The organism is Pseudomonas sp. RL_5y_Pfl2_73 (assembly GCF_963970515.1).
GTDB lineage: Bacteria > Pseudomonadota > Gammaproteobacteria > Pseudomonadales > Pseudomonadaceae > Aquipseudomonas.
Genome location: NZ_CAXAPD010000003.1, coordinates 55,628 through 66,581 on the forward strand (window position 1 = coordinate 55,628; position 10,954 = coordinate 66,581).

A 10,954-nucleotide genomic window follows, 5' to 3' on the forward strand; every position below is an offset into this window, starting at 1 on the left:
TGATGAGGTTTTTAGCGTTCCAGCAAAACAGAAGGCCAAGGTGTCTCAATACCGCTAGAGGGTCAATTGAGCCGATTCGCCAGATCTTGTAAGAAAACTCTTCGAATCAAGACGTCCCGGTCGAACGAGCTGCCCTGCGGGTTTTCTTCCGGGGGGCAAGCCTTCCTGTTTTTTTAATAAATTGAAGTGTGGCGGGCTTTTTCGGTCGAATGAGCGGTCCCATTATCTGAGCCTTCCAATGACGGAGACAATGATGAGCAAAGGCAAGGCGCTGTTGATTTTGCATGGCAAGCAAGCGCTCAACGAAGAGGTTCGCACGGCAGTGATGCTCAAGCGTGAGCAGGGCTGGGACTTGGCGGTACGGTTGACCTGGGAGGCGGGTGATGCCCAACGATGCGTCGATGAAGCGCTGGAGGCCGGTTATACGCAACTGATCGCCGGCGGTGGCGATGGGAGCTTGCGTGATATTGCCGAAGCGATCTTCCGTCATTCGAGTGATGCCAGCCTGGTACTGCTGCCGCTGGGTACTGCCAACGATTTCGCCCGGGCGGCTGGTGTTCCGTTGGAGCCTGTGCAGGCCCTGGATTTGCTTGACGTTGCGCCGCAGGTCGTTGATGCGGGCGAAGTCTGCGGCCGGATTTTCCTGAACATGGCCACCGGCGGTTTCGGCAGCCAGGTGACGGCGAACACTTCCGAGGATCTGAAGAATGTCCTGGGAGGCGCGGCCTACCTGTTTACCGGCCTATCGCGATTCAATGAGCTGAGTGCCGCCTATGGTGAGTTACAAGGCCCCGATTTTCACTGGCAGGGCGATTTGCTCGCGCTGGGTATCGGCAATGGCCGGCAGGCAGGGGGAGGGCATGTGCTGTGCCCGCAGGCGTTGGTCAATGATGGGTTGCTGGACATCAGTATCTTGCCGGCGCCTCAGGAGGTTGTCAGCACGTTGAAGGACTTGCTCGCGGGTGGCCTGGGCATCGACAACATGTTTGTCCGCGCGCGCTTGCCATGGGTGGAGATCAAGGTCGCGCAAGACCTGGATATCAATCTCGATGGCGAGCCGTTGCAGGTAGACGCTCTGCGCTTCACTGTCCACCCCAAAGCACTGCGCGTGCACCTGCCGCCCGATTCACCGCTGTTGGGTGGTGCGACGGCGCTCAATCGTCCAGGCTGATGATCTGTTCGCGCACCGCGAACAGCACAAGGCCGGCCACGTCATGGATCTGCAGGCGCTTCATGATTTGCGCCCGGTGGGTTTCCACGGTCTTGATGCTCAGGTTCAGGCCGTTGGCTATTTCCCGGGTGGACTTTCCGCGCACGATCAGCCGCAATATTTCCAACTGGCGTGCCGTCAGGTTATGAGCCCGGGCGGGGTCCGACTGAGTTTTCTGGACGCGGGTCAACGCCTGGTTGATCACGGTATGGGCGATGGCCGGGCTAAGGTAGCGTTCGTTGCTGCGCAGCGCCTCCAAGGCGTGTTTCAGCTCATTGGCGGTGGTGTCCTTGAGCAGGTAGCCATGGGCTCCGGATTCCAGCGCCCGCATGATCAGTGCCGGATCCGTATGCATGGACAGGATCAGTACCTTGCTGTGGGGGCGCACCCGCTTGAGCTGTTGCAAGGCGTCCAGGCCGCAGGTGTCCTTCATGGAAATGTCCAGCAGCACAATATCGGGGTTCAGCCGTTCGACCAGTTCGAGCAATTGCGTGCCATCACTGGCTTCACCGATGACGGCATAGCCCGGGATATCCATGACCAGCGCGCGTACGCCGGCCCTGATCAGGGAGTGGTCATCTACCAGAAGCAAATTACAAATCAAAGGAAAACCTTATTCTTACTGGCTCGTTCCAGGGCTCGCGGTGCCCAGGGAAAGCGTGCTTCGATGTGTGCGCCTTTGCCGGCCTCGCTGATGACCTTGAGGGTGCCGCCCAACTGTTCGACCCGCTCCGACATGCCGGCCATGCCTCGTTGACCTTCGCGGGCGGGGTGGGTGGCTGGGACAAACCCCTGGCCATCGTCGCTGATCAGCAGGGTCAGGCCGTCAGGCAGGCGTTGCAAGCGTACCAGCAGATTCGTCGCCCGGGCATGACGCAAGATGTTGGTGACCGCTTCCTGGGTAATCCGGAACACCGCAACCGACATTTCCTCCGGGATGCCTGCCATGCGTTGTTGGCAATCGAGGCTCCACTTCACCGGGGCATTGGCCAGCGTCTTGAGCAGGTGTGCCCGCAGGCTGGCTTCAAGCCCGAGGCTGGTCAGTTCCCTGGGGTTGAGAATCGCCGATACATCGCGGACCTTGTTGAGGGTTTCGTCCAAGGTCTCGCAGAGTAGTGCGCATTGGCCTTGCAATTCTTCCGGCATGCGCCGCTTGAGCCATTCTCCTTGCAGTTTCGCCGCGGTCAGCAACTGGCCAATGTCGTCGTGCAATTCGCGGCTGAGGCGATGGCGCTCGTTTTCCTGGACCTCAAGCAACCGGTCGGCCAATTCCTGAGGCTGGAACTTGATGGATTTGCGTGACAACCGATGGTGGATCCAGACACAGGTCATGGCCGCCACATTCAGTGCCAGCAGGCTCAACGGCACCGTAAGGGCGAACAGGTAGGCCAGTAGGCCGCCGACGGCCGAGCAGATGCACAGCAATAATGTGAAGCGACGGGCGTTTTCTCGGGAGGGAGGCCAGGTGATGAATGACTTGAGGCTGGCGTACATAGCGGATGGAGTCAATGAATGTTCGCTGCGGGCAGGCCGGTCAGCGCATCTGACAGGCCGGGACGGGTAAACGTTTCAGGTCGAAGGCGGCTTCGGTGGCGGCTTTGACGGCGCTGTCTTGAAGTGGCTGACGCGGGAGATAGTACCACTTCGCCTATCGTTGGTCGCGTTCGGCATGGCGTGGTGAAAGCGCTGCGAATCAGGTATGCCGCACTGAGCAGGTATCATCGTCTCAGGCTTGTTTCTGTGAGTAGGGTACCAACGCCAGAGGACCTGACGCTGCCAATGCCTGGCCAGGGTTCTGGCCTACCTGGAAAGCAAATGCCTCGATCAACGAGATCTGTTCACTGCTGTCCAGGCCCAACTGGCCGGTGGTGTGATCGACCAGTTCCAATTGCCAGGCCATCAGGGTTAAACAATCCTTCAGGGCGTCCAATGCCTGGTCATGCAATTCCATGTGGCTTTGCGCGTGACTGAGCAAACCATGGATGTGCAGTGAAAACTCCGAAACGGCTTCCAGCGCCAAGGCATTGGCCTTGTTCGACAGTTTCAGCAAGGTGCTGAGCATGCAATCGATGGCGTCCTTGTCGTTGTTGATCAATTGCAGATGGCTCAGGCATTCCTCCGACTTGGCCAGCAGCGTCTCGGCCTCGATCAGAAGCTCGGGAAGACGCTGACTCCAGTTACTACGATCGTTCGGCATGCTTATCTCCACAACATCATGTCAGGCGAAAGAAAACCGCTTATGGCGAACGGCTGGATCTCAAGGCCGACCGTGCTCGGACGCACGGCGACACGCCCTTGCCGTTCAGCGAAAGTGAATTCACAAACAATTGCACACGTGGGATCGGCCCAAAGGCTGAAGGTCCGATGTCCTATGGTCGCGCACAAAGGCCTGACTCCGTTCAGTAATGAGAATGGCGTCACATTAATGGCTATTGGATAACGGGAATATCAGGTTAGACCTGATTGTGTCTAGGGGAATCCCTTAGATAGGGGAACTTTGCACGCAAACCAGGGTCGCGCGACGGAGGGAAATTGCAGATGAGGTCGTGAAGCCAGTAAAGCATGATGTTAATGTGACATCAATGCCCCGCGCTTGTATTTTATCCGGGGGTCAAGATTCGGCTCGTGCAGCCGATATCTCTTTCATTGGATTCATCTGAATAAGCCCAGGAGTCATCGATGGCCGGCATTCTCGACACAGTAGATCAGCGAACCCAACTGGTGGGTGAGAATCGCCTGGAAATTCTCATGTTTCGCCTGGCGGGCCGACAGTTGTTCGCCATTAACGTGTTCAAGGTCCAGGAAGTGCTGCAACTGCCGAAGCTGACCCTGATGCCGCAGCGCCACCCGTTCGTGTGCGGTGTGGTCAGTCTGCGGGGCCAGACGTTGCCGGTGATCGACCTGTCCCAGGCCATTGGCATGCGTCCGCTGGTGCCGGGCCCCAACAGCACCATTATCGTGACCGAATACAACCGATCGGTTCAGGCATTTTTGGTAGGTGGTGTCGACCGCATCGTCAACTTGAACTGGGAAGCCATCCTGCCACCGCCGACCAGCGCTGGCCGCGAGCACTACCTGACGGCCATCAGCAAGGTGGACGATCAGTTGGTAGAAATCATCGACGTGGAAAAAGTCCTGGCCGAAATCGTGCCGTACAACGCCAAGGTCTCCCGGGACAAGCTAGAAGACCCGGTGCTGGAGCGCGCCCGTGGTCGCGAAGTGTTGCTGGTGGACGACTCCAACGTCGCGCTCTCGCAACTGCGCGATACCCTGGGGCAACTGGGCGTGAAAATGCACATCGCCAGCGACGGCCTCAAAGCCCTGAACATGCTCAAGGCCTGGGCCGATACCGGCGAGGTGATGACCGATAAATTGCTGATGGTCTTCACCGACGCGGAAATGCCGGAAATGGACGGCTATCGCCTGACCACCGAAATCCGCAACGACCCGCGTTTGCGTGGACTCTATGTCGTACTGCACACCTCGCTGTCCGGCAGCTTCAACGATTCGATGGTCAAGAAGGTCGGTTGCGACAACTTCCTCTCCAAGTTCCAGCCGGACAAGCTGGTCGATGTGGTGCGCCAGCGGTTGATGCTCGACTGAAGCCGATGTTGGTTTGCTTCAATGGCCGGCTCGTATAAGGTGGCATTTTTTCGCCACCAGGGAAGTTGACCATGTTGCGGCTCAGTGCGCTGTATCGGTATCCGTTGAAGTCCGGCAAGGGCCAGCCCCTGCAAGGGATTGGCCTGGACAAACTGGGGCTGGACGGTGATCGGCGCTGGATGCTGGTGGATGAGGGCACGGGGCGTTTCCTGACCCAACGAGCCGTGGCGAAGCTGAGCCAGCTCTCAGCCTTGTGGAACGAAGCGGGCGGCCTGACGCTCAGCGCGCCGGGTCATGGCGCCATCGACGTGCCGCTACCCTCCGCAGTGGAGCAGCAGCGGCGCGGGGTAATCATCTGGCGTGACAGCATGCGTGTGCCGGATGCCGGTGACGAGGCCGCGGCCTGGGTCAGCGAATTCATCGGCAATCCTACCCGCCTGGTGCATGTGCCGGTGGATCTGGCGCGTACCACCGCCGCCGGTTATGGCAAGGATGATGACAAGGTCGCCTTTGCCGATGGTTTCCCCCTGCTGTTGATTGGCCAGGCGTCCTTGCAGGACCTGTCGAGTCGGGTCGGTCGTTCGCTGGAAATGTTGCGTTTTCGCCCCAACCTGGTGGTCGAGGGCAGCGAGGCGTTTGCCGAGGACGGTTGGAAGCGCATTCGTATCGGCGAGGTTGAGTTCCGGCTGGTCAAGCCCTGCTCGCGGTGCATCATGACCACGGTCGATCCGCAAACCGGCGAACGCGATCCGAATCGCGAACCCTTTGCTACGTTGCAGCAATACCGTTCGACACCCGACGGTGCGATGTTCGGCCAGAACCTGGTCAACGACAGCAACGGTCGGCTTGAAGTCGGCATGCCGGTTGAAGTGCTCGAATAAAAAGACCTGTAAACAAAAATGCCCGTGTCACTGGATACGGGCATTTTTGTTTATCTCGCAACAGTTTTTCTAGCTTTGGTGGCGAGGGAGATCCCGTTGGGCTGCGATCGTTTGATCTTTCGCTTGAGATTCATGTGTCCGGGGAAAGATCGGCTCGAGCGCTCCTACATCGCCACGGGTTGTGAGGGCAGGCTTAGCCGCGGTACTCACACAGGTAAGCGGTATCGATGGTCACTTTGATTTGGAACTTGCTGTTGGCCGGTACATTGAACTGGCTGCCGGCCTCGAAGGTCTCCCAGTCGGTGCTGTCAGGCAGCTTCACGGTCAGGGCGCCGGAGACCACGTGCATGATTTCCCGTTGGGCCGTGCCGAACTCATATTCGCCCGGTGCCATGACGCCGATGGTCGCAGGGCCTTCGGCAGTGCCAAAAGCGATCGACTTGACGGTGCCGTCGAAGTACTCGTTGACTTTAAACATGGGCGATTCCTCGAAAAAGGGGCTGGAAAAGGCCGGCCAGTATGCACAAGGCTTCAACATTCGTCATCTGCTGCACTGGGAGGGGGCTGCCGCTCAACCCGGAAGCACCAGGGGCAACAACCGTGCGGTATTTCGGGCATCTTCCAGCGCACGGTGTTGTTGACCGCAGAATTGCAGGCCAGCCAGTTGCAGCGCGCCATTGAGCCCCAGCGGTCGCTCCAGTCGACGGGCCTTGGCGAAGCGTTGCTTGAGGTTCATGTGCGGGACCTGGCCGAGGACGCTGTGCAACTGCTGGTGCTGCCATTCCTGAAGCAGTTGCTTGCGGTCGTAATCGCCCCAACTGACCCAGCTTTCCAGCTTCGACTGATACGGCGCCAGCCAGCGCTCGAACGCCGGCCAGACCTCGGTCAAGGGCGCGGCACTGGCGATATTGGCCTGGGTGATGCGGGTCAGCTCGCGACAGAAAGGCGTGAGCAGCGGTCGCCTCAGGGGCCGCACGAAGCGCTGGAAATGATCCACTTCGCGACCGTCACGATTCACCAGCGTGGCGCCGATTTCGATAATTTCCATTTCGGTTACCGGCCAGCCCCCTTCATCGGTGGTGGCCTCCAGATCAATCACCAGCCAGTGAGGCATTGCAGGGTTCCCGGTATCGGCGTGCTGATGGGTTTGAGCGTAGTCAAACCCTCGGCATCCGACTAGTGGGTCATTTCAACGCGCAACAAAACCTGGCGTTTTTTCATCTGGTCGCTGCGCGTGACCTGCAATTGCCTGACCACGACGCTGTCCACCACGCGGCCGGTGATCACGACATCGGCACCCAGGCGCAACGCTTCGACGATGCCGGGCGCGCCGAGATAGGCGCTGATGGACACGCACGCGGGCGGCAGGGGCTCGCCACTGAACATTTCTCGGATGCCCTGGGCGGCGAGCCGTTCGAATTGCGGTTGCAGTTCATCGCCCAGCAGCACGGCGATCTTCAACGGCACGTCCGCCTGATCGCAGGCCGCTCGAAGAGTCCTTCAGGCGCGCCCCGCCATGATCGACATCGTCACCTCGACCAGGTAGTCGAACACCCGGTAATCCAGCGCCCCGCCCTCGATCAGTTGCGCCGCCGCAGTACAGGTATCGCCCTAGAAGGCGCTGGCGCAACCGATACGGATCGTTTTTGGCATGGCGTTCCCTCCGGCAAAGATGGTTCGAGGCTGCCAAGCAAGCGCTTGGTTTGTAAGCGGCCGCTGGTTCTTCTGGCCGAGCGCTTGCTTGGTCGCCTCGGGCAGCTTAAATTGCCCGCGCCACTGATGGTTTGATGTGCACTGTTCGCGCGTGGATTGATCGACTGTAGGAGAGAATGGGTGGACGAGCAAAAAGCCCTGGGCGTGATGCGCGAGTTGGTCGACAACGGGCAACTGACCGACCCGGACAGTGCTCGCGGCAAACTGCTCCAGACCGCCGCCCACCTGTTTCGCAACAAAGGCTTCGAGCGCACCACGGTGCGGGACCTGGCCAGTGCCGTGGGTATTCAATCGGGCAGCATCTTTCACCATTTCAAGAGCAAGGACGAAATTCTGCGGGCGGTGATGGAAGACACCCTGCGCTACAACACCGCATTGATGCGCGCCGCCCTGGTCGAGGCCGACAGCGTGCCTGAGCGGGTATTGGCGCTGATCCGCTGCGAATTGCAGTCGATCATGGGCGGCACCGGCGAGGCCATGGCGGTGCTGGTCTATGAGTGGCGTTCACTGTCGCAGGACGGGCAGCGACACGTGCTGGCCCTGCGTGATATTTATGAAGACTTGTGGCTCGAGGTCCTGGGCCAGGCCAAGGAGGCCGGGTATATTCGTGGGGACGTGTTCATTACCCGGCGGTTCCTCACGGGAGCGTTGTCCTGGACCACCACCTGGTTTCGCGCCGAAGGCAGCCTGAGCCTCGATGAGCTGGCCGAGCAAGCCCTGATCCTGGTGCTTGAAGAAAAACAATAATCGAGCAATGCCTTAAATGACCGTGTATGGCTGGCTAAGTGGCTGAAACCGCCTAGTTTGATTGTTATTGATGGGGACTTTTGGGGAGTGGGTTATCTTGACGTTTTCGCCGATGGGGATGACTTCGCGTCTGCTGCTGGCTGTTCTGGCCGTTTTCCTGGCCTTGCCGACCGAGGCCGCGCAACTGGTACGGATCGGCGCGGCGCATTTTCCGCCTTATACCGTTCGTCCCGAGAAGGGCGCTGACACCGGCCTGCTGCCGCAAATGGTCGAGGCCTTGAACCAGTCGCAAAGCGACTATCAGTTCGTGCTGGTGCCGACATCGATCCCACGCCGCTTCAATGACTTCAAGCAGGGCCGTGTCGACATGGCGATTTTCGAGAACCCCGAGTGGGGCTGGCAAGATATACCGCACACCTCGGTAGACATGGGCCTGGAGGATGCGGAAGTCTTCGTCGCCGAGCGCAAGCCGGATCGACAGCAAGCTTATTTCATCGACCTCAGGGGCAAGCGCCTGGCCTTGTTCAGCGGTTATCACTACGCCTTTGCCGAATTCAACGCCGATCCCAAGTTCCTTATCGGCCAATACAACGCCACGTTGACGTACTCCCATGACAGCAACCTGCTGATGGTCTTGCGCGGGCGCGCGGACATCGCCCTGGTGACCCGTTCATATCTTAACGATTACGTGCTGCGCAATCCCGAAGTCGGCCCGCAATTGCTGGTGTCTGAACGCATTGATCAGATTTACCACCATTACGCGCTGATCCGCCCGCAAGCGCCCATTTCCAGTGAGGCGTTTGCCCAGTTGCTGCAAATGTTGCGGGACAACGGCCAGTTGCTGAAGATTTTCCAGCCCTACCAAATTCATCTGGTGTCCATGCATTCACATTGAATGCGCCACTAAATTTCCCTTCCCGGCTCACGTCCCACGTTGACTACCGACGAATACGCGAGCCCCTCCCATGTCCAACCTCAAGCCCCCGACGACGCTGCCCCTGCCTGGCGGCCGTCGCCTCGGCGCCGATGAAACCGAACGCCACCTGAGCCTGATGCTTGAAGGTGCGCCACTGATCCGGCTGCGCCTTGCGCGCGGTCCGGAGTTGCACGTGCACTTGCAGGAAATCAACGACCGACCGGTGGGCCCGGCGCTGTGGGCGGCCTGCTATTGGCTGTTTGCTCGCGACCCCGACTGCCAGCGCCTGACCTGGCACCTTGACGAGCGTCCCGGCGAAGCCTTGCTCAGCGGTTTGTTGACAGCCGCTGAACGTGCCGGTGAATACGTTTGCGAGCGCACGATGTTCTGGCAATTGCCGCAGCCCTGGCTGGGCGTGTCGTTCAATGGCAGTTACCCGCAACACATGACCATCACCGATGGCCAGCGCCATCCACGCCGGCCCATCAAGCCTCGTGGCGAGGTGTACCGGCGTTTCGATGCACGGCTGGGCGCCTGGGTGTCCTTGCGTACCTTGGAAATCGAGCAGGACCTTACGCGTTTCAACCGCTGGCAGAACAGCCCGCGTGTGGCGAGTTTCTGGCAGGAGGAGGGCAGCCTGGAACAGCATCGCGAATACCTGGGCAAGCTGCAGGCCGATCCCCGGGTCTTGACCCTGATCGGCTGTTTCGATGACCAGCCGTTCGCTTATTTCGAAGCCTATTGGGCCAAGGAGGATCGGATCGCACCGTTCTATGACGCCGGCAACTACGATCGCGGCATCCACATGCTGGTGGGTGAAGAGCAACACCGGGGGCCGCACAAGGTGGCCAGTTGGTTGTCGGCGCTGGTGCATTACTTGTTCCTGGACGACCCGCGCACCCAGCGCGTGGTCGCCGAGCCTCGGGCCGACAACGCCCGGATGATCGGACACCTGCACAACCAGTGCTTCCATTGTGAAAAGGAATTCGACTTTCCCCACAAGCGCGCGGCGCTGATGATCCTGGGGCGAGAGCGGTTTTTTGATCGGTGTGGGTTGATGTGAGGTTTGGCATGGGGCAGGTGGCGGTCATCAGGTCGCCATCGCGGGCAAGCCTTGCTCCCACCGGCTCCGGGTTTCACACACTATCTGCCTGCCAGAAAAACCTTTGGGAGCAAGGCTTGCCCGCGATGGCGCCGGAACTGACGCCTCATATCACCGCCGGGCGAAAGTATCGCCCCGAACCCCCGACACCTTGCGGCAATGCACCAGGGCATCGCGGATCATGAAGTTCACCAGGGTCGGCGAGACCCCCAGTTCCTTGGCGATGTCCTTCTGTGGCACGCCATGCAGGCGATACATCTCGAAGGCATAGCGGGTGCGGCTGGGCAGTTCGGTCAGCGCGTCGGCGATGTGCTCCAGCGTGGAGAAGTTGATATGGGAGGTTTCTGGCGAAGCACCCTGGATCACCACGTTCAACCCTTCCTCTTCCGGCCCCGAGTATTTCTGTTCCAGCGCCTGCTTGCGGTAGTGGTCGATCGCCAGGTTGCGCACGATCTGGAACAGATAACTGAGCTGCGCTTTGAACGAGGAGGTGATCTGGGGCGCCGATTGCAGCCGGAAAAACGCGTCCTGCACCACATCTTCCGCACGGGATCGGCAGCCGGTAATGCGCGCTGCGATCTTGACCAGGATCAACCGGTTATCAACGAATGCCTGGAGTAACGGTGAGTCGCACCTGCTTGTGGATACTTGTTCCGTCATGGAATTCACCTTGCTGCAAAAAGTTAGCAGGACGTCGGGATGCCGCACTCGTCCTACACATCGAGCGCCAAATTAGGCTTAATGATAATGATTGTCAATTGAGAAGAAGAACTATTGAATAT

The 10,954-nt window shown here is 59.4% G+C and carries 12 protein-coding genes and 1 pseudogene; 6 read left to right on the forward strand and 7 right to left on the reverse strand.

Annotated elements, in window-relative coordinates; genetic code table 11:
- The first annotated feature begins 253 nt into the window (after positions 1-253).
- Positions 254-1,171: a lipid kinase YegS gene (gene yegS / locus AACY42_RS03605; protein ID WP_339476580.1), complete on the forward strand. Its 918-nt coding sequence runs from the start codon at positions 254-256 to the stop codon at positions 1,169-1,171.
- Here the strand turns inward: yegS and AACY42_RS03610 are convergent.
- The 3 genes from AACY42_RS03610 to AACY42_RS03620 all read right to left on the reverse strand — a co-directional run bounded on the left by AACY42_RS03610 (position 1,155) and on the right by AACY42_RS03620 (position 3,407).
- On the reverse strand, positions 1,155-1,814 hold the full coding sequence (locus tag AACY42_RS03610; protein ID WP_339476583.1) for a response regulator transcription factor: 660 nt from the start codon (positions 1,812-1,814) through the stop codon (positions 1,155-1,157). The genes yegS and AACY42_RS03610 overlap by 17 nt on opposite strands.
- On the reverse strand, positions 1,811-2,704 hold the full coding sequence (locus AACY42_RS03615) for a sensor histidine kinase (protein WP_339477055.1): 894 nt from the start codon (positions 2,702-2,704) through the stop codon (positions 1,811-1,813). Before AACY42_RS03615 ends, AACY42_RS03610 begins: the two co-directional genes overlap by 4 nt.
- 232 nt (positions 2,705-2,936) lie before the next feature.
- A complete protein-coding gene (locus tag AACY42_RS03620; RefSeq protein ID WP_339476586.1) occupies positions 2,937-3,407 on the reverse strand; it encodes a hypothetical protein in 471 nt (156 codons plus the stop codon).
- A gap of 482 nt (positions 3,408-3,889) precedes the next feature.
- Between AACY42_RS03620 and AACY42_RS03625 the strand changes: the two genes are divergently transcribed.
- Positions 3,890-4,813, forward strand: coding sequence for a chemotaxis protein CheV (locus AACY42_RS03625; protein WP_339476587.1), 924 nt, complete (start codon positions 3,890-3,892; stop codon positions 4,811-4,813).
- A gap of 71 nt (positions 4,814-4,884) precedes the next feature.
- On the forward strand, positions 4,885-5,694 hold the full coding sequence (locus tag AACY42_RS03630) for an MOSC domain-containing protein (protein ID WP_339476589.1): 810 nt from the start codon (positions 4,885-4,887) through the stop codon (positions 5,692-5,694).
- A gap of 193 nt (positions 5,695-5,887) precedes the next feature.
- Here the strand turns inward: AACY42_RS03630 and ppnP are convergent, their stop codons facing one another.
- The 3 genes and pseudogenes from ppnP to AACY42_RS03645 all read right to left on the reverse strand — a co-directional run.
- Positions 5,888-6,172, reverse strand: coding sequence for a pyrimidine/purine nucleoside phosphorylase (ppnP, locus tag AACY42_RS03635; RefSeq protein WP_339476590.1), 285 nt, complete (start codon positions 6,170-6,172; stop codon positions 5,888-5,890).
- A gap of 93 nt (positions 6,173-6,265) precedes the next feature.
- The gene (locus AACY42_RS03640; protein WP_339476593.1) at positions 6,266-6,808 is read right to left on the reverse strand and encodes an exonuclease domain-containing protein; all 543 of its coding nucleotides are present in this window, start codon (positions 6,806-6,808) and stop codon (positions 6,266-6,268) included.
- A gap of 137 nt (positions 6,809-6,945) precedes the next feature.
- Positions 6,946-7,347, reverse strand: a pseudogene (locus AACY42_RS03645) (acyclic terpene utilization AtuA family protein); the annotation flags it as partial.
- Between the two features lie 180 nt (positions 7,348-7,527).
- Between AACY42_RS03645 and AACY42_RS03650 the strand changes: the two are divergent.
- The 3 genes from AACY42_RS03650 (at position 7,528) to AACY42_RS03660 (ending at position 10,133) form a co-directional block, all read left to right on the forward strand.
- Positions 7,528-8,154 carry a TetR/AcrR family transcriptional regulator gene (locus AACY42_RS03650; RefSeq protein WP_339476595.1) on the forward strand — a complete coding sequence of 209 codons (627 nt, stop codon included), beginning with the start codon at positions 7,528-7,530 and terminating at the stop codon, positions 8,152-8,154.
- Positions 8,155-8,272: 118 nt separating this feature from the next.
- Positions 8,273-9,049, forward strand: coding sequence for a substrate-binding periplasmic protein (locus AACY42_RS03655; protein ID WP_339477058.1), 777 nt, complete (start codon positions 8,273-8,275; stop codon positions 9,047-9,049).
- Between the two features lie 70 nt (positions 9,050-9,119).
- Complete coding sequence (locus tag AACY42_RS03660) at positions 9,120-10,133, forward strand: GNAT family N-acetyltransferase (protein WP_339476598.1); 1,014 nt, start codon at positions 9,120-9,122, stop codon at positions 10,131-10,133.
- 150 nt (positions 10,134-10,283) lie between these two features.
- Here the strand turns inward: AACY42_RS03660 and AACY42_RS03665 are convergent, their stop codons facing one another.
- Complete coding sequence (locus AACY42_RS03665) at positions 10,284-10,832, reverse strand: RNA polymerase factor sigma-70 (RefSeq protein ID WP_024619408.1); 549 nt, start codon at positions 10,830-10,832, stop codon at positions 10,284-10,286.
- Positions 10,833-10,954 lie beyond the last annotated feature (122 nt).

Bases quoted from the DNA above. Each gene is read 5' to 3' on its own strand.
- AACY42_RS03620 (WP_339476586.1), bottom strand. From the start codon at position 3,407: ATGCCGAACGATCGTAGTAACTGGAGTCAGCGTCTTCCCGAGCTTCTG.
- yegS (WP_339476580.1), top strand. From the start codon at position 254: ATGAGCAAAGGCAAGGCGCTGTTGATTTTGCATGGCAAGCAAGCGCTC.
- ppnP (WP_339476590.1), bottom strand. From the start codon at position 6,172: ATGTTTAAAGTCAACGAGTACTTCGACGGCACCGTCAAGTCGATCGCT.
- AACY42_RS03630 (WP_339476589.1), top strand. From the start codon at position 4,885: ATGTTGCGGCTCAGTGCGCTGTATCGGTATCCGTTGAAGTCCGGCAAG.
- AACY42_RS03640 (WP_339476593.1), bottom strand. From the start codon at position 6,808: ATGCCTCACTGGCTGGTGATTGATCTGGAGGCCACCACCGATGAAGGG.
- AACY42_RS03625 (WP_339476587.1), top strand. From the start codon at position 3,890: ATGGCCGGCATTCTCGACACAGTAGATCAGCGAACCCAACTGGTGGGT.
- AACY42_RS03615 (WP_339477055.1), bottom strand. From the start codon at position 2,704: ATGTACGCCAGCCTCAAGTCATTCATCACCTGGCCTCCCTCCCGAGAA.
- AACY42_RS03655 (WP_339477058.1), top strand. From the start codon at position 8,273: ATGACTTCGCGTCTGCTGCTGGCTGTTCTGGCCGTTTTCCTGGCCTTG.
- AACY42_RS03665 (WP_024619408.1), bottom strand. From the start codon at position 10,832: ATGACGGAACAAGTATCCACAAGCAGGTGCGACTCACCGTTACTCCAG.
- AACY42_RS03660 (WP_339476598.1), top strand. From the start codon at position 9,120: ATGTCCAACCTCAAGCCCCCGACGACGCTGCCCCTGCCTGGCGGCCGT.